This window comes from Ramlibacter sp. bp-362, from assembly GCF_054956735.1.
In genome coordinates, this window is the sequence record NZ_JBUDXE010000007.1 from 245,755 (window position 1) to 262,108 (window position 16,354).

The 16,354-nt window shown below is 69.7% G+C and carries 16 protein-coding genes; 5 read left to right on the forward strand and 11 right to left on the reverse strand.

Going from position 1 to position 16,354, the window contains the following annotated elements; genetic code table 11:
* The gene (locus tag ACY0MJ_RS12355) at positions 1-981 is read right to left on the reverse strand and encodes a Bug family tripartite tricarboxylate transporter substrate binding protein (protein ID WP_462638759.1); all 981 of its coding nucleotides are present in this window, start codon (positions 979-981) and stop codon (positions 1-3) included.
* Between the two features lie 83 nt (positions 982-1,064).
* Here ACY0MJ_RS12355 and ACY0MJ_RS12360 point away from each other — a divergent pair, with 83 nt between their 5' ends.
* Positions 1,065-1,868 carry an IclR family transcriptional regulator domain-containing protein gene (locus ACY0MJ_RS12360; RefSeq protein ID WP_462638760.1) on the forward strand — a complete coding sequence of 268 codons (804 nt, stop codon included), beginning with the start codon at positions 1,065-1,067 and terminating at the stop codon, positions 1,866-1,868.
* A 9-nt stretch (positions 1,869-1,877) separates the two neighbouring features.
* On the opposite strand, the gene ACY0MJ_RS12365 is transcribed toward ACY0MJ_RS12360, so the two are convergent.
* Genes ACY0MJ_RS12365 through ACY0MJ_RS12375 form a run of 3 tightly spaced genes read right to left on the reverse strand, consistent with a single transcriptional unit; the run spans position 1,878 to position 5,021 of the window.
* On the reverse strand, positions 1,878-2,858 hold the full coding sequence (locus tag ACY0MJ_RS12365) for a Bug family tripartite tricarboxylate transporter substrate binding protein (protein WP_462638761.1): 981 nt from the start codon (positions 2,856-2,858) through the stop codon (positions 1,878-1,880).
* On the reverse strand, positions 2,855-4,063 hold the full coding sequence (locus ACY0MJ_RS12370) for a M20 aminoacylase family protein (protein WP_462638762.1): 1,209 nt from the start codon (positions 4,061-4,063) through the stop codon (positions 2,855-2,857). Before ACY0MJ_RS12370 ends, ACY0MJ_RS12365 begins: the two co-directional genes overlap by 4 nt.
* 16 nt (positions 4,064-4,079) lie before the next feature.
* Positions 4,080-5,021 carry a ketopantoate reductase family protein gene (locus ACY0MJ_RS12375; protein ID WP_462638763.1) on the reverse strand — a complete coding sequence of 314 codons (942 nt, stop codon included), beginning with the start codon at positions 5,019-5,021 and terminating at the stop codon, positions 4,080-4,082.
* Positions 5,022-5,175: 154 nt separating this feature from the next.
* On the opposite strand from ACY0MJ_RS12375, the gene ACY0MJ_RS12380 reads away from it, so the two are divergent.
* Positions 5,176-6,576 (forward strand): mercuric reductase, encoded by a 1,401-nt coding sequence (locus ACY0MJ_RS12380; protein ID WP_462638764.1) that lies wholly within the window; start codon positions 5,176-5,178, stop codon positions 6,574-6,576.
* Positions 6,551-8,347, forward strand: coding sequence for a glutamine--tRNA ligase/YqeY domain fusion protein (locus tag ACY0MJ_RS12385; RefSeq protein WP_462638765.1), 1,797 nt, complete (start codon positions 6,551-6,553; stop codon positions 8,345-8,347). The genes ACY0MJ_RS12380 and ACY0MJ_RS12385 overlap by 26 nt, the downstream gene beginning before the upstream one ends.
* Here ACY0MJ_RS12385 and ACY0MJ_RS12390 read toward each other — a convergent pair.
* From ACY0MJ_RS12390 to egtB, 5 genes are read right to left on the reverse strand one after another with little or no spacing between them, the layout of a single operon-like run.
* The gene (locus tag ACY0MJ_RS12390; protein WP_462638766.1) at positions 8,313-9,545 is read right to left on the reverse strand and encodes an MFS transporter; all 1,233 of its coding nucleotides are present in this window, start codon (positions 9,543-9,545) and stop codon (positions 8,313-8,315) included. The two genes, ACY0MJ_RS12385 and ACY0MJ_RS12390, sit on opposite strands and share 35 nt — an antisense overlap.
* Entirely contained in the window at positions 9,542-10,459 is a 918-nt protein-coding gene (locus tag ACY0MJ_RS12395) for an NADP-dependent oxidoreductase (RefSeq protein ID WP_462638767.1), read from the reverse strand. The genes ACY0MJ_RS12390 and ACY0MJ_RS12395 overlap by 4 nt, the downstream gene beginning before the upstream one ends.
* Positions 10,456-10,965, reverse strand: coding sequence for a peptide-methionine (S)-S-oxide reductase MsrA (gene msrA, locus ACY0MJ_RS12400; RefSeq protein WP_462638768.1), 510 nt, complete (start codon positions 10,963-10,965; stop codon positions 10,456-10,458). The genes ACY0MJ_RS12395 and msrA overlap by 4 nt, the downstream gene beginning before the upstream one ends.
* 51 nt (positions 10,966-11,016) lie before the next feature.
* Positions 11,017-11,940, reverse strand: a complete 924-nt coding sequence (locus ACY0MJ_RS12405) for a LysR substrate-binding domain-containing protein (RefSeq protein ID WP_462638769.1) — start codon at positions 11,938-11,940, stop codon at positions 11,017-11,019.
* A complete protein-coding gene (gene egtB / locus ACY0MJ_RS12410; RefSeq protein ID WP_462638770.1) occupies positions 11,941-13,212 on the reverse strand; it encodes an ergothioneine biosynthesis protein EgtB in 1,272 nt (423 codons plus the stop codon).
* A 173-nt stretch (positions 13,213-13,385) separates the two neighbouring features.
* Here egtB and ACY0MJ_RS12415 point away from each other — a divergent pair, with 173 nt between their 5' ends.
* Both ACY0MJ_RS12415 and ACY0MJ_RS12420 read left to right on the forward strand, forming a co-directional pair.
* Complete coding sequence (locus ACY0MJ_RS12415) at positions 13,386-13,994, forward strand: sulfite oxidase-like oxidoreductase (protein ID WP_462638771.1); 609 nt, start codon at positions 13,386-13,388, stop codon at positions 13,992-13,994.
* Between the two features lie 4 nt (positions 13,995-13,998).
* Positions 13,999-14,733 (forward strand): FAD-binding oxidoreductase, encoded by a 735-nt coding sequence (locus ACY0MJ_RS12420; protein ID WP_462638772.1) that lies wholly within the window; start codon positions 13,999-14,001, stop codon positions 14,731-14,733.
* A gap of 25 nt (positions 14,734-14,758) precedes the next feature.
* Here ACY0MJ_RS12420 and ACY0MJ_RS12425 read toward each other — a convergent pair whose 3' ends face one another.
* A complete protein-coding gene (locus tag ACY0MJ_RS12425) occupies positions 14,759-15,205 on the reverse strand; it encodes a hypothetical protein (protein WP_462638773.1) in 447 nt (148 codons plus the stop codon).
* Positions 15,199-16,182: a helix-turn-helix transcriptional regulator gene (locus tag ACY0MJ_RS12430; RefSeq protein ID WP_462638774.1), complete on the reverse strand. Its 984-nt coding sequence runs from the start codon at positions 16,180-16,182 to the stop codon at positions 15,199-15,201. The genes ACY0MJ_RS12425 and ACY0MJ_RS12430 overlap by 7 nt, the downstream gene beginning before the upstream one ends.
* Positions 16,183-16,354: the final 172 nt, after the last annotated feature.

The window sequence follows — 16,354 nt, forward strand, 5'->3', positions numbered from 1 at the left end:
TCATCCCACAGTCACGTTCGCCGTCTTGATGACGCGGGCCCACTTGGCCGATTCGCCGCGGATGAACTCCGCCGTCTTCTCGGGCGCCCAGCCGCCGGGCGTGGCCCCCTGCTCCGCGAACTTCTGCCGCACGTCCGGCGCCTGCAGGGCGGCGGCGAAATTCCTGTACGCGTAGTCCACGGCTTCCTTCGGCGTGCCGGGCGGCGCGACGATGGAGAAGAAGGTCACGGCGACCATGCCGGGGATCTTCGATTCGACGAAGGTCGGCACGTCCGGCAGCAGGTGCGAACGCTGCTCGTCGGCCACGGCGAGGATCTTCACCTTGCCGCCCAGGTGGAACTGCGCCGACGAGGCGATGTTGTCGAAGAAGACGTCGACGTTGCCGCCCACCAGGTCCACCAGCGCCGGCGCGGTGCCCTTGTACGGCACGTGGAGCATCTGCGTGCCCGTCAGCTGCATGAACATCGAAGCCGTCAGGTGCGACGTCGAACCGTTGCCCTGCGAGGCATAGCTCACCTTGCCCGGATTGGCCTTGAGGTAGGCGACGAACTCCGTGACGTTGCTGACCGGCAGCCCCTTGCGCACGGCCAGCACGTTCGGCACGGTGGCGATGACGGTCACCGGGACCCACTTGACCGGGTCGAAGCTGAGCGACTTGTAGAGGTGCTGGTTGATGGCGATCGGGCCGGGCGGCGACGCGAGCAGCGTGGTGCCATCGGGGTCCGCGTGGGCGACGAACTCCGCGCCGATGTTGCCGCCGGCGCCGGACTTGTTCTCCACCACGATGCCCGCGGGATAGGCGCTGCGGATCTTCTCCACCAGCACGCGGGGCAGGATGTCGGCGGTGCCGCCGGCGGGATACGGCACGACGATCCTCACGAGCTTGGCCGGTTGCTGCGCGAAGGAAGCCGTGGTGGCGGCGCCGCCCGCCATGGCGGCGGCGTAGGCGAGCACGGTGCGGCGCGAAACGGAATGGGTCATGGAATATCTCCTGGGCAGGTCGATTTCTGCGGGACACCCCAGTGTGCGTGCGCTGGGCCCGCGAGACCAGCGAGAATTGCGCGATGCGCAAAAATGGAATCCAGCAGACGGACGGGCCGGCGGCGGCCGGGGACAAGGATTTCGTCACGGCGCTGCACAAGGGCCTGCAGGTGCTGACCTGCTTTGGCCACCGCGCGAGCAAGCTGACGCTGTCCGAAGTGGCCCGGCTGACCGGAAGCTCACCCGCATCGGCGCGGCGATCGCTGCACACGCTGCTGGCGATCGGCTACCTCGAGAGCGACGGCAAGCGCTTCTGGGTGGGGCCGCGGGCGCTGCTGGTCGCGCATGCCTACCTGTCCTCCCGGCCGACGCCGCAGATCGCCCAGCCGCTGCTGGACGCCCTGTCCGAGCGCACGCGCGAGTCGGCATCGCTGGGCAAGCTGCTGGACGACGACGCGATCATCATCGCCCGCTCCACGGCGCGCAGGAGCCTCTCGACCGGGATGGGGATCGGCACGCGGCTACCCGCCTACTGCTCGGCGATCGGGCGCGTGCTGCTGGCGAGCCTGCCGCCCGAGGAAGCGGCGCGCCGGGTGCGCGCGATGCGTCGGGTCCCGCTGACCCCGCGCACCGTCTACGCGGCCGATGAGGTGCTGGCCCGCGTGCGCCAGTGCCGCGAATCGGGCTGGGCGGGCAACGACGGCGAGCTGGAGATGGGCGTGCGCTCCATGGCCGTGCCGGTCATCGACCGCGACGGCAAGACGGTCGCGGGGCTCAGCATCTCGGTGCGCGCGGAGCGCATGAGCTTCAGCGAGTTCCGCACGGCGATGCTGCCCACGCTGATGAACGCGCGGGACAACCTGGCATCACGCCTCGTGCGGGAGTAGCCCTGCTGGCTATTCCGCCTTGATGTTCGCCGCCTTGACGATGCTCGCGTTCGCGGCGTACTCCTTCGCGATGGTCGCGGCGAACTGCTGCGGCGTGCCCGTGCTCACGACGTTGTCGAGCTTGCGCAGCTGCTCGCGCACGTCCTTGTCCGCGAGGACCTGGTTGACGGCCGCATTGAAGCGCTGCACGTGCTCCGCCGGCATCGAGGACGGCGCGTAGAAGCCGAAGTGGGAGGTGAGGTTCGCCTCCGGATAGCCCAGCTCCGCGAGCGTGGGCACCTTCGGCATCGCGGGCAGGCGGCGCGGGCCGGTGACGGCCAGGACGCGCAGCTTGCCTTCGGCGATCAGGTTGTTGATGGGCGCGAAGGGGTTGGCGACGAACAGGTCGAACTGGCCGCCCGCCGCATCGGTGATCAGCTGGCTGCCGCCGTTGTACGGCACGTGCGTCAGGTCGGCCCCCGACTTGCGCCGGATCTGCTCGATCATCACGTGGCCCAGGGTGCCGTAGCCGGAGCTCGCGATGCTCACCTTGCCCGGCGCGGCCTTGGCCATCGCGATGGCGTCGCGGAAGCTCGCGCCCTTGAACCGGGGCGTCGCCATCACGTACACGGGCGAGTACATCACCGACGCCACCGCCACGAAGTCCTTCAGCGGGTCGTACTGCACCTTCATCACGTGCGGGTTCAGCGTGAGCGGGCTGACCGCCGCGAAGGCGAGCGTGTGGCCGTCGTCCGCCTTCGCCACCGCATCCATGCCGATGGTTCCGCCGGCGCCGGCGCGGTTGTCCACCACGATGGCTTGCCCGAGCAGCGGGCGCAGGTGTTCGCCCAGCATGCGCGTCACCACGTCGTTCACGCCGCCGGCCGGATAGGGCACGATGATCTTCAACGGCCGCGTCGGCCACGGTGCCTGCGCACGGGCCGCCTGCGGCAGCACCATGGCCGCGATGGAACCCAGGCCCAGCTGCAGGGCCGCTCGGCGGGATGTCATGGGGGATCCTCCCTTCGGATGTTGTCGTCGCTCTCGAACCAGCGCCGCACGAGCAGCTGCCAGAAAGCCGCGCCGGGCGCGAGGATGTCGTCGTTGAAGTCGTAGGCCGGGCTGTGGAGATGGACGACGGGCTGGCCGGCCGTGCCGTTGCCGATGAACCCGTAGGCCCCCGGCACCCGCTCCAGCATGAAGCCGAAATCCTCGGCCGTCATCGCGGGCGCCACGTCGGCGTGCGCGTTGGCCGCGCCGACCGCCTCGGCCATGACCCGCGCCATGAACCTTGCCTCGTGGGGATGGTTCACGGTCGCCGGATAACCCGGCTTGATGATCACCTGCGCGGTGGCGCGATGCGCCTGCGCCATGAAGGTGCTGATGCGCTCCAGGCCTTCGACCAGCAACTGCTGCGTCTCCGGGCGCAGCGCGCGGCAGGTCCCGTAGATGACGGCCTCGTCGGGAATGACGTTCTCCACCGAGCCGGACTCGACCTTGGCGACCGTGAGCACCGCGCTGTCCAGCGGATCGACGGCGCGCGAGACCAGCGTCTGCAGTTCGCCGACCAGGGCGCAGGCGACGGGAATCGGATCGACGGTGGTATGCGGCTGCGCGGCATGTCCGCCCCGGCCGCGGACGCGGATCTCGAAGCGGAAGGTCGCGGCCATGATGGGGCCGACCCGCACGCCCATCTGCCCGGCGGGCAGCATCGGCCAGTTGTGCAGGGCGAACACGGCGCGCATGGGGAAGCGCTCGAGAAGCCCGTCCTCCATCATCCTGCGCGCCCCGGCGCCGCCCTCCTCGCCGGGCTGGAAGATGAAGTGCACGGTGCCGTTGAAGTCCGGCTGGCTGGCCAGCAGCGTTGCCGCGCCGAGCAGCATCGCGGTGTGGCCGTCATGGCCGCAGGCGTGCATGCGGCCGGGATGCGCGCTGGCGTGCCCGAAGGTGTTCGCTTCCTGCATCGGCAGCGCATCCATGTCGGCGCGCAGCCCGATGGCGCGCGCGGGGTCGTCCGCATCGGGTCCGTCCCCGCGCAGCGTCGCGACCAGCCCGGTGCCGCCGAGGCCGCGCTCCACGGGGAGGCCGAGCGCCTGCAGCCAGGCCGCCACCTCCCTGGCCGTGCGGTTCTCCTCGAACTTCAGCTCGGGATGCGCGTGGAGGTCACGACGCAGGCGAACGAGCTGGCCGATGGTGGGCGAGAGCGGGGAGATCATCCTGCGGGACGCCGGCTCATGCCATGTGCTTCGTGGCGCGGCCCTGGCTGTGCACCGACAGGATATCAAACACGGCGCGATTGCATGGCGTGGCGATGCCCAGTTCGCGGCCGCGGCGCACCACGTCGCCGCTCAGCCATTCGACTTCCAGCGGATTGTGCCGCTCGAGGTCGCCATGCATCGACGAGCTCATGCTCGCAGGCAAGGTGTCCACGAATGCGAGCCGCTTGTCGGCGAAATCCGGTGCCAGGTCCACGCCCTGGGCCCGTCCGACCTGCACGACTTCGTGCATGAGGTCGTGCAGGAACGCGCGTGCGCGGGGATGGTCGCGAACGGGACCGATGGGCGTGCGCGCCAGGCTGGTGGCGCCGGAAAGGCCCACCAGGAACACGTACTTCTCCCAGATGGTGCGCCGGATGGAGGCGTCCACGGCCGCATCGATCTTCGCGGCCAGGCAGGCTTCCAGGAAGGCGCTCGTGCGCGTGCTCGGCCTGCCGTCGTATTCGCCGAAGATGAGCTTCTGCATGGTGCCCGTGTGGCGGATCAGGCCGGGCTCGGCGATGGTCGCCGCGATGTAGCAGACGCCCCCGATCACGTGCCCGGGACCCAGGATGTCCGTGAGGATGTCGTCCTTCACCACGCCGTTCTGGAAGGAGACGACGGCCGTGTCCTCGCGCAGCACCGGGCGCAGCATGCGCCCGGCCTCCTGCGTGTCCCAGAGCTTCACGCCGAACAGCACGAGGTCGACGGGACCGAAGTCGGCCGGGTCGCTGGAGACCTGGACATGCGGAAGATGGATCTCTCCGAGGAGGCTCTCGACCCGCAGGCCCGTCGAGCGCATGGCTTCCAGGTGGCGGCCGCGTGCCACGAAGGAGACGTCGCAACCCGAGCGCGCCAGGCGCGCCCCGAAATAGCCGCCGACGCCGCCACTGCCCATCACCAGAATCCGCATCGTCATCTCCTTCGCGGACGACTGTACGGCGGCCCCTGTGTCCGGGCGTCCGGATCAAGTGTCCGGTTGTCGCGCCATGGTCGACGAGCGCCGCGGGCCTGGCGCAGGAGCGAAGCCGCGCGCTACATTGGGCCGATGCGAAAGACACCGGGGCCACGGCATGCAGCCTGAAAAGTGGGACGCGATCGTCATCGGGGCCGGCCAGGCCGGGCCCGCCCTCGCGGCGCGCCTGGCGAAGGCCGGCCAGCGCGTGGCCCTGGTCGAACGCCACCGGCTGGGCGGCACCTGCGTCAACACCGGTTGCACGCCGAGCAAGACGCTCATCGCCAGTGCCTCGGTGGCGCACCTGGTCGCGCGGGCGCGCGAGTTCGGAATCGGTGCCCCGACGGTTGCCACGGCGGATTTCCGGGCGGTGCAGGAACGGGTCCACGCCATCGCGGACGAATCGCGCGCGAGCCTGTCCGCGTGGCTGGCCGGCATCGATGGCCTTTCCGTCATCCACGGGCATGCACGTTTCGTGGACGCGCGGACCGTTGCGGTGGGTGAGCGCCAGTTGCGCGCGCCGCGCATCTTCCTGAACGTGGGCTGCCGGCCGGTGGAGCCATCCTGGGCGCGCGAAGCGGGCGTGCCCTTCCTCACCACCGACTCCTTCTTCGACCTGCGGGAACTGCCGTCCGACCTGCTGGTCGTGGGCGGTGGCCCGGTCGGGCTGGAACTCGGACAGGCGCTGCAGAGGCTGGGCAGCCAGGTCACCATCGTCGAGCGCGCGGCGCGGCTTCTTCCGCGCGAGGACGAGGACGTCGCCCAGGTCATCCAGGATGCCCTGGTGGACGACGGCGTGCGCTTCTTCCTTTCCGCCGATTGCTTCCGTCTCGAACAGGGTTCGTCCGGCCCTCGCCTGACATTCGAGCGGGACGGAGAACGTGTCGCGGTCGACGGAAGCCACGTGCTCGTGGCGGTCGGCCGCCAGCCGAACACGGAGGACCTCGGCCTGGAGCATGCGGGCGTGGCGGTCGACGAGCGCGGCTTCATCCGCACGGATGGCCAGTTGCGGACGACGCAAGCCGGCATCTGGGCGCTGGGCGACGTGAACGGCCGGGGCGCGTTCACGCACACCTCGTGGAACGACTACGAGATCGTCGCCGGCACGTTGCTGGACGGCGAAGAGCGCAGCGTGGAAGGCCGGTCCGTGCGCTACGCGGTGTTCACCGATCCGCCGCTCGCGCGCATCGGCGCATCGATGCAGGACGTCTCGGGCAAGCGCGAGGGCGTCCTCGTCGGGACCATGCCCATGACCCGCGTGCGGCGCGCCGTGGAACGCGGCGAGACCCGCGGCTTCATGCGCGTCCTCGCCGATGCGTCGACCGACCAGGTCCTGGGCGCCAGCTTCGTCTGCGCCTCGGCCGACGAAGTGATCCATCCCCTGGTCCATGCGATGGGCGCGGGCGCGACGGTGAAGCAGCTCGCGGCCACGCCGGCCATCCACCCGACCATCAGCGAACTCGTGCCGACGCTGCTGCAACAGCTCGAACCCCTTGCACCCCCACCCTCTCCCGCCTGAGCCGGCCGCCGCGCCCGGCAACTTCCTTCGCCAGGCAGTCGAACGCGATATCGCGGCCGGCACCTGGTCGTCGCGCCACTGGGGTGGCGGTCCCGGCGACGCGCGCCATCATGCGGACGGCGCGCCGGACTGGGCACGCATCCGCACCCGCTTCCCGCCGGAGCCCAATGGCTACCTGCACATCGGCCACGCCAAGAGCATCGTCCTGAATTTCGGGCTGGCGCGCGACTACGGCGGCGCCTGCCACCTGCGCTTCGACGACACGAATCCCGAGAAGGAAGATCCCGAGTACGTCGAGAGCATCAAGGATGCGGTGCGGTGGCTGGGATTCGACTGGAAGGCAGGCGGCACCAGCCATCTGTACCAGGCCAGCGACTACTTCGATTTCATGTATCGCGCCGCCGAATACCTCATCGAGGCCGGCCTCGCGTACGTGGACGAACAAAGCGCGGAGCAGTTGCGCATCCAGCGCGGGGATTTCGCGCGCCCGGGCATCGCCAGCCCCTTCCGCGACCGCAGCCCGGCGGAGAACCTGCAGCGCTTCCGGGACATGCGCGACGGCAAGCTGCCGGAGGGCGCCGCCATCCTGCGGGCCCGGATCGACATGGCGAGCCCCAACATCAACCTGCGCGATCCGGCCCTCTACCGCATCCGGTACGCCATCCACCACAACACCGGCGACCGGTGGTGCATCTACCCGATGTACGCCTTCGCGCATCCGATCGAGGACGCGCTGGAGAACATCACCCACAGCATCGCCACGCTGGAGTTCGAGGACCAGCGGCCGTTCTACGACTGGGTCCTCTCGCACCTGGCCCAAGGCGGCCTCGTCAACACGCCGCCCCCGCGGCAGTACGAGTTCGCCCGGCTGAACCTCACGCACGTGGTGACCAGCAAGCGCAAGCTCCGACAGCTGGTCGACGAAGGTCACGTCGCGGGCTGGGACGACCCCCGGATGCCGACGATCGTGGGTTTGCGGCGCCGCGGCTACACGCCGGGCGCGCTGCGGCTGTTCGCCGAACGCATCGGGGTCAGCAAGGCGGACAGCTGGATAGCCCATGCCGTCCTCGAAGGCGCCTTGCGCGATGACCTGGAACCGGCGGCCGCGCGCGCCATGGCCGTCATCGATCCCGTTCGCCTGACCATCACGAACTGGGACGCGCTGATGGGCGCGGGCCACCTGGAGCCGTGCACGGCACCGCTCCACCCCCACGCGCCGGAGCGGGGGGAGCGCAGCTTTTCCTTCGGGCGGGACCTGTGGGTCGAACGCGCGGACTACGCCGAGACGCCCGGGCCGGGTTTCTTCCGCCTCTTTCCCGGCAATGTGGTGCGGCTGAAGTACGGGTACGTGGTGCGGTGCACCGGCGCGGTCAGGAGCAGCACCGGCGAGTTGGCCGAGATCCACGCGGAAGTCCTGCCCGAAACGAAGAGCGGCACGCCCGGTGCGGCGGCCGTCAAGGTCAAGGGGACCATCACGTGGGTGGGCGCCGCCGATGCTGCGCAGGCCGAAGTGCGCCTCTATGACCGGCTGTTCACCGTTGCGCAGCCCGGCGCGGGCGACACGTCTTTCCTGAGCGAGCTCAACCCCGCGAGCGTGCAGGTGGTGAAGGCCTTTGTGGAGCGTTCGGTTCGCGATGCGCAGCCCGACACCCGCTTCCAGTTCGAGCGCCTGGGCTACTTCGTGGCCGACCGGGAAGACCATCGCCCGCAGGATGGCAGGCTCGTCTTCAACCGGATCACCTCCCTGAAGGAGACGTCCACCCGCCGCTGACCGGCGCCAGGCCGTCCGGCACCCCGCCCGGCTGCGGGTCGCGCGCGCCCGCCAGGGTGAACAGGGTGGCGAGGAGGGCGAATCCGCCGTAGCCGAAAGCGATCTGCGGCAACGAGAAGCTCTCGGACAGCCGGCCCGAAATGAGACTGGGAAACGCGGCGCCGCTGTAGCAAAGCAGGTAGATCGCGCTGAAGATCGGCGCGCGCTCGGCGAGTGCGCCGCCGTGCAGCAGGCCACGGGTCGCGGCGCTGATGGCGATGCCCTGGCCCGCGCCCGCGGCGATGGTTCCGATGATGAACAGCGCGAGCGTGCCGGCTTCGATCGCCGTGATGATGCCGACCATTCCCGCCAGGAAGACGATCATCCCGATGCGTTGCGCCGCCGCGGACGTGAACCGGCCGCCGATGGGAGCGCCCAGAACGCTCGGGGTCATGTAGGCGGCGAACACGAGCCCGAGGACGAGCGGGCTGCGCGTGTGGAGCTGCTCTTCCACCAGCGCGGGGACGAACGCCTGGTAGAAGGCTCCCGTCGCCCAGGTGGCGAGGAACACCGCCGCCGCGACGGGAAGCAAGGGCTTCACGCGGGCCGGCACGCGGAACCGGGGCACGAGCGATCGCCAGACGCCCGGCATCGGCGGGGCGGTTTCCGGGCTGAAGACGATGAGCGCGGCGGACAGCAACAGCAAGCCGACGCAAACCAGGTAGATGAGTTCGCGCGGCCACGGACCGAACTGGACCAGCGCGCCGGACGCGATGGCGCCGACGGTGAGGCCGAGCATCGGTCCCTGGCTGGAGGCGACGGTGGCCAGCCATTCCGGCTTGCCGGGCGCCGCGTCGACGATGTAGGCGCTCAGGCTGCTGCTGGCCAATCCCGTCCCGACACCCACGAAAACGCGCCCGGCCAGCAACATCCCGATGGCGTGCACGTCCAGCAGCAGCAGCAGGCAACCCACGAGCACCAGGGCGAGGCTCGCGATCGCCGTGCGCCGGCGGCCCAGGTGATTGGACAGGCGACCCAGCACCAGCAGCGCGGCGATCGTGCCTGCGGCGTACGCGACGACGGCCAGCGAGATGCCTGCGTTGGTGAAGCCGTCCTCCGCCCGGTAGACGTTGTACAGCGGGATCGGCGCGGCCGCCGCGGCGAACGCGACCACCAGGGAAACGACCGCGGACAGGAAGGCCCGCCGAAGCGGCGTCACGAACGCACGCGGATGATCGTCTTGCCCGAGCGCCGCTCCTTCGAATTGAAGGCGGCGACGGCCTCGGCGAGGGGCGCCACGATGCCGATGTTCGTCCGCAGCCTTCCGTCGCGCACGCGCTGGACGATTTCGCCCAGTTGGGCGCGGTCGGCCTCGACGACGAAGTCGACGGCCAGGCCTTCGGCCGGCCGCACCTCCACGGGTCCGACGATGGAAACCAGCGTCCCTCCGGGTCGAACGAGGCGTGCCGAGCGTCTTCCGACTTCGCCGCCGATGAGGTCGAACACCAGGTCGACGCGGCCGACGTCCTCCAGCGACTCGTTGTCGAGATCGACGAACTCGTGCGCGCCGAAGTCGAGGGCCTTCTCGCGGTCGGCGGCGCGTCCGGTGCCGATGACGTGAGCGCCGGCCAGGCGCGCGAGCTGCGCCACCATGGACCCGACCGCGCCGGCCGCGCCGTGCGCGATGACGCTCTGGCCCGCGCGCAGCCGGCCGTGATCGAACAGTCCCTGCCACGCCGTCAGCCCCGAGATCGGCAGGCTGGCGCCCACCGTGAAGTCCACGTCGCCCGGCAGCGGCGCGAGGTTGCGCGCCTCGACGGCGGCGACCTCGGCGAGGCTGCCGTCACGGTACCAGTCCGTGATGCCGAACACGCGCTGCCCGATCGACAAACCGGTCGTGCCGTAGCCGAGGGCCGTGACCACGCCGGCCACCTCGTGCCCGGGGATCGTCGGCGTCCGCGCACCGCCCGCGCGGTTGGCCCAGGTCGAAGGCCAGCCCAGTTCGGTGCCCACGAAGCCCGATGCATGCACGCGGACGACCACGTCGTTGATGGCCGCTTTCGGCTCCGGCCGTTCCACCAGCTTCATGCCGGCCGTTCCCGCGGCCTCGTCGGTCACAACGATGGCTTTCATCGCGCGCTCTCCTTCTTCGGCAGCACCCAGTCCGGGCGGATGTAGTGGCAGGTGTAGCCATCGGGCAGCCGCTCCAGGTAGTCCTGGTGCTCGGGCTCCGCCTCCCAGAAGTCCCCCGCCGGCACGACCTCGGTCACGACCTTGCCCGGCCACAGGCCGCTGGCGTCGACATCCGCGATGGTCTCTTCCGCGATGCGCTTCTGCTCTTCGCTCGTGTAGAAGATCGCCGAGCGATAGCTCGTGCCGACGTCGTTGCCCTGCCGGTTCTTCGTCGATGGATCGTGGAGCTGGAAGAAGAATTCCAGCAGCTCGCGGAATCGGAGGCGATCGGAATCGAAGATGACTTCGATGGCTTCGGCGTGGGTGCCATGGTTGCGGTACGTCGCGTTCGGGACGTCGCCGCCCGAATAGCCCACGCGCGTGGAGATCACGCCATCACGGCGGCGGAACAGTTGCTGCATTCCCCAGAAGCAGCCACCGGCAAGAATCACGCGTTCCTTTGTCATCGTCGGAATGCTACGCGCCGCCGGAGGCTTCGGCGATGCGCGGAATGAATTTCAACCAGGCAGATCCTGAATCAATGCCGGGGTCTCCAGCGGGTCCCTCGCGAGTCGGTCGAGCAGGAATTCGGTCAGCGCGCGCGCGGCAGGCTTGGCCTGGCGGCCGAGCGCATAGACGGCGTGGAGGTCCACGTCACCCAGGTCCCAATCCTCGAGCAGGCGCACCAGGCTGCCGTCCGCCAGCTCCCGCGCGCAATTCACCGAAGGGGACATCACGATGCCCATGCCCGCCACCGCCGCGGCGATGCGGCCCTCGTCCGTCGACGCGCCCATGCGGCTGTCGACCTTCACCGAAACGACCTGGCCGTCCTTGCGAAGCGTAACCCCGCCCGCGCTGTTCGCGGGGCCGGCGAAGACCTCGAAGCTGGCGAGATCAGCCGGACAGCGGGGGACGCCCGCGCTGGCCACGTAGGAGGGCGCCGCGGCGGCGATCCTCGGCCAGGTGTGCAGCCTGCGCGCCACCGCGCAGGAGTCCTCCAGCGCGCCGAAGCGCAGGGCCACGTCGATGCCCTGTGTCACGAGATCCTGCCGATGGTCGTCGAGCAGCAGGCTGACGCGCAGCCGGGGATGCGCGGCCATGAAGGCCGGCAGGGCGGGAATCAGCACACGCTGGCCAAAACTCGAGCAGGTCGCGATGCGCAGGGTCCCGCTCAGCACCCCTGATCCGCGCACCACTTCCGTTGCTTCGTCCAGGGCGTTGAGCACGCTCTCGACACGGGCGAAGTAGTCGGCACCGGCTTCGGTCAGCACGACGGCCCGGGGATTGCGCGCGAACAGCGCGACGCCCAGTTCCTTCTCGAGCCCGGCGATCGCGCGGGAGACCGTGGGTTGGGAAATGCCGCGCTCCCTTGCGGCGACCGAGAAGCTGCGCGTGCGGGCCACCCGGATGAACAGGCTGATCGCTTCGATGCGGTCGGTCATCTACAACACGGGCGCGACGGCGTCGCGCGCCAGGCGCAGCCCGCTGAACTGCCACCGGCTCGCGGGAGGAAAGAAGTTGCGATAGGTGATGCGCGTGTGGCCCCGCGGGGTGGCCAGGCTGCCTCCGCGCAGGACCATCTGCCCCACCATGAACTTCCCGTTGTATTCGCTGACGGCTCCCGGCCAGGGCCGGAAACCGGGATACGGATCGAACGACGACCGGGTCCATTGCCAGGCCTGTCCCGTCAGCTGCCGGATGCCGGGAAGGCCTGCGGCCGACTCCCACTCGGCTTCCGTGGGCAGCCGCGCGCCGGCCCATAGCGCGAAGGCGGCCGCTTCGTAGAAGCTCAGGTGGCTCACCGGCGCCCCCGGATCCATGGCCTGGACGCCGTCCAGGCCGAACACCTGCCGCCGTTCGGCGGGTGCCCGGGCATCACCCGGCGCGATCCAGTAGGCCGGCGCCCGCCAGCCCTGTGACTGGACGAGAGCCCACCCTTCGGACAGCCACAGCGACGGCGTCTCGTAGCCGCCGTCCGCGATGAAGTCCGCGTACTCTCCACAGGTGACCAGGCGGTCCGCGACCTGGAAGGGCGCCAGCCAGCGGCGATGCCTCGGGCCTTCGTTGTCGAACGCGAAGCTTCCGCCCGCATGGCCGATCTCGACCAGGCCGCTGGGGCCGTCCAGCCAACGGACCGGTGGCGGCGGCTGGACGCGCAGCGGCCCTTCTCCGGCGTTGCGGTAGGCGGGGAGCAGCGGATTGCACGACAGCAGGTGCAGCGCATCCGTGACGATGAGCTCCTGGTGCTGCTGCTCGTGCTGCAGGCCCAGGACGACCAAGGATCCCGCGGACTGCAGCGTGTCCCTGTCGGCCTCCGCGATGAGCCGCAGCACGGCGGCATCGACGTGCTCGCGATACCGGCGCACTTCCGCCAGCGCCGGGCGGGTGAGCAAGCCCCTTTGCGCCCGCGGATGGCGGCTGCCCAGGGACTCGTAGTACGAGTTGAACAGGTGCGACCAGGAGGCAGCGAAGGGTTCGCAGGCCGTGTGGGGCCTCAGAACGACGGCCTCGAAGAACCAGGTCGTATGCGCCAGGTGCCACTTGGTCGGGCTTGCATCCGCCATGGACTGCACGCACTGGTCCTCGGCGCTCAGGGGACGGGCCAGCGCCACGCTGGCGGCGCGCACCTGCGCGTACTGCGCCGCGAGCGCCTCGCGGTCCCGCGGATCCGGAGCGAAAAGCTCCGCGGGCGGCTGCGTACAGGAGGTGTTCAACGATTTCAGTAGTCGGGTCCCGCCCGGGTGGGGCGTTCTCCAACTCTAAGAGGGGGCCGGTGTTCCGGCGTCCCGAAAAAGTCGCAGAGCGTCGCGCGGCCCGCGCCGGCGGGCACTTGCTGCTTACGATCCGGATCCGGCACTCTCTCCCCAACCGAAACAGGAGCTCGCTCATGGCCACCAGAGGCTTCATCGGCCGCCGCGTCGATCCCGCAACCGCGGCACGCCTGCCGCCCGGCCAGCATGTGACGCAGGACTTTCCGGTGCTGTCGGCGACACCCACGCCGCGCATCGCTGCGGCCGACTGGAAGTTCACGCTGAGGCAGGGTTCGCGGCCGATCGCCAGCTGGTCGTGGCTGGAGTTCAACCAGCTGCCGCGGACGACGTGGAAGGGCGACATCCACTGCGTGACCTCCTGGTCCAAGTTCGACACCGCGTGGGAGGGCGTTTCCATCGACGACCTGCTGGCCGCCGCCGGCGTGGGCGAACTGACGCCCTTCGTCCTGGCCGAGTGCCATGGCGGCTACACCACCAATGTTCCAACCGCGGACCTGCTGGGAGGCAAGGCGATGGTGGCAACCATGTACGGAGGGCAGCCCTTGTTACCGGAGCACGGCGGTCCCGCACGGCTGCTGGTTCCGCACCTGTACTTCTGGAAGAGCGCGAAGTGGTGCAAGGGCCTGAAGTTCACCGAACGCGACGAAGCAGGCTTCTGGGAACTGCGCGGCTACCACATGCGCGGCGACCCCTGGGGCGAGCAACGCTATTCCGGCGACCGTTGAAGCGATGAAGCGGATCGAGTGGTCGTCGGCGAAGGTGCGGTCCAAGCGCCTGCTCACGCCGAATGCGACCAGCCTGCTGCTGGAGAACACCATCGGCGACTACGTGGCCGGCCAGCACGTCGACGTGCGCCTGGTCGCCGAGGACGGGTACGAAGCGCGGCGCAGCTATTCGATCGCGTCGGCCCCGGGCAGCGCCGAACTGGAGCTCCTGGTCGAGCGCCTCCCGGATGGGGAAGTGTCGCCCTTCATCGCGGACGAACTCCAGCCTGGGGACACCCTGGAGATCCGCGGCCCGATCGGCGGCCATTTCACGTGGGCGCCTTCGGAGCGGCGCCCGGTCGTCCTGGTCGCCGGCGGCTCCGGCATCGCGCCGCTGATGTCCATGATCAGGCATCGCTCGCTCACCTCGGAGCGCGCGGGTCCTGCCCTGCTTCTCTACAGCGCCCGGACCTGGCTGCACATGGCTTTCGCCGGCGAACTGGAGAGCCTGGCCGCGCGGGACGCGCGTTTCTCCTTCGTCGCGACCACGACGAGGGAGCCGGCGCGCCGCATCGGCGACTTCGACCGGCGCCTCGATCCGGAAATGCTGCGCGAGGTGCTCGCGCCACTGGGCCCGCCAAGCGAGATCGCGTGCTTCGTTTGCGGGGCGACCGACTTCGTGGAAACGGCGGCCACGGCGCTGGTCGACCTGGGCGTGCCGGCCGATTCGGTGAAGACGGAGCGGTACGGAGGTGCGTAGGTCCTCTTCCTGCGCGGACCGCGGCTCAGGCGACGGCTTGGATCTTCCAGGTCCGTCCGCGGAATTCGACGTCGTCGCCCGCCATGGCGCCTTCCAGCGCGCCGTAGATCGGAGCCTCGGTGGAGATCCCCATGTACGTCTGGCCGTCGCACACGAACGCCTGCGTGGCGACGCCGACCACGTACCAGCGGTCATCCACCTGCACCGCGGCGCCCTCTTCCACGCGCGACTTCGGCCCGAAATCGATGGATTGCAGGCGCTTGAGCGCCGCCTCGTGCGTCCGGGTCGGCCCCTCGAAGTATTCCGCCAGTTCGGCGTTGCCGAATTCCTGGGAGGCCTGGTCCTGGTCGACAGGCTCGCTGCGGTCGCGCCTCGCGCCGGCGAGATAGGAAGCATAAGCCTCGCGCGACTGCCGCAACTGGGCTTCCTGGAGGTGACGGATGGTGTTCTGCAGCGAAGTCTTGCTCAGCATGATCGGCTTTCCTTGGGGAGTTCTGTTTCGAAGTCGGGGAGCGGAAGGTCGCCAGGAACCAGTGCCTGGCTTCGGTAGTCGCGCGGATCCATGCCGTAGGCCTTGCGGAAGGCCCGGACGAAGCCGCTGTTGTTCGCGTAGCCGGCGGCCTGGCCGATCTGCCCGATGGAGACGCCCGTGACGCGCAGCTGCCGTGCGGCCTGCCGCATGCGCAGGTCCCTGAGCACGCTCATGGGAGACCGCCCCACCAGCTCGCAGAAGCGTGCCATGAAGCTCGACCTGCTCAGGCAGGCCGTGCGCGCCAGGCCCTCGACCGTGTGCGCGGCGCCGGGCTTGGCCACCATCGCCGCGAAGGCCCTGGCGATGCGATGGTCCCTCAGGATGGCGAAGCGCTCGACCCAGGGGCTCGGCGAAGTCAGGGAACGGCGCAGCAGCAGCACGATCGCCTGCTTCAGGAGCAGCGAAGTCATCGCCGCGCTGCCGGGCTGCCGCCCCTGGAACTCGGCGAACGCGAGTCTCAACCTGGCCTGGAGGTCATCCCCCTCGGCAAAGCGCTCGACGATGGGCAGGGAGAGGCCGTCGAACATGTCCACGACGCCGCCGAACGCGGCATGGAAGCGGCCGCACAGGATACGCCCGTTCCCGGCCAGCGTCGCGAGGCCTTCGCGCGTCGACGCCGCCACCGGCGGCACGACCACCAGGGTGTGCGGCGCGATGGCCATGGACAGGCCGTCCGCGATCGTGAGCGACGCGGAGCCGCAGATCCCGCAATACAGCCGCGTCATCGCGTCATGGCCACGCTCGAACCGGCGCTCGTTGCGAAGCACGCACTCCTCGAGTTCGGCCCTGCGCACCTCCAAGGCGCCGATGAGGACATCCAGTTCGGCCGCGGGGATCCTCAGGATGGGGCGATCGAGCGGGGCGACGACGCGCGCATCGCCTCTTCGGGAACACATGGATAGGGGACCGTCGAACATCATTCCTGGGTGACCCCGGGGCGGGGGATCCGTCCCGGGGGCCCGGATGCTCCCAGATTCCCGGCCGGCGAACATCCACCGCGGGAACATAGAAGCTATTCAGCGGACGCATGAGTTCCATGGCTAGGATGGCCTGACGCGCCGTCCGATGACAGATTCCGTCACCCTCCAC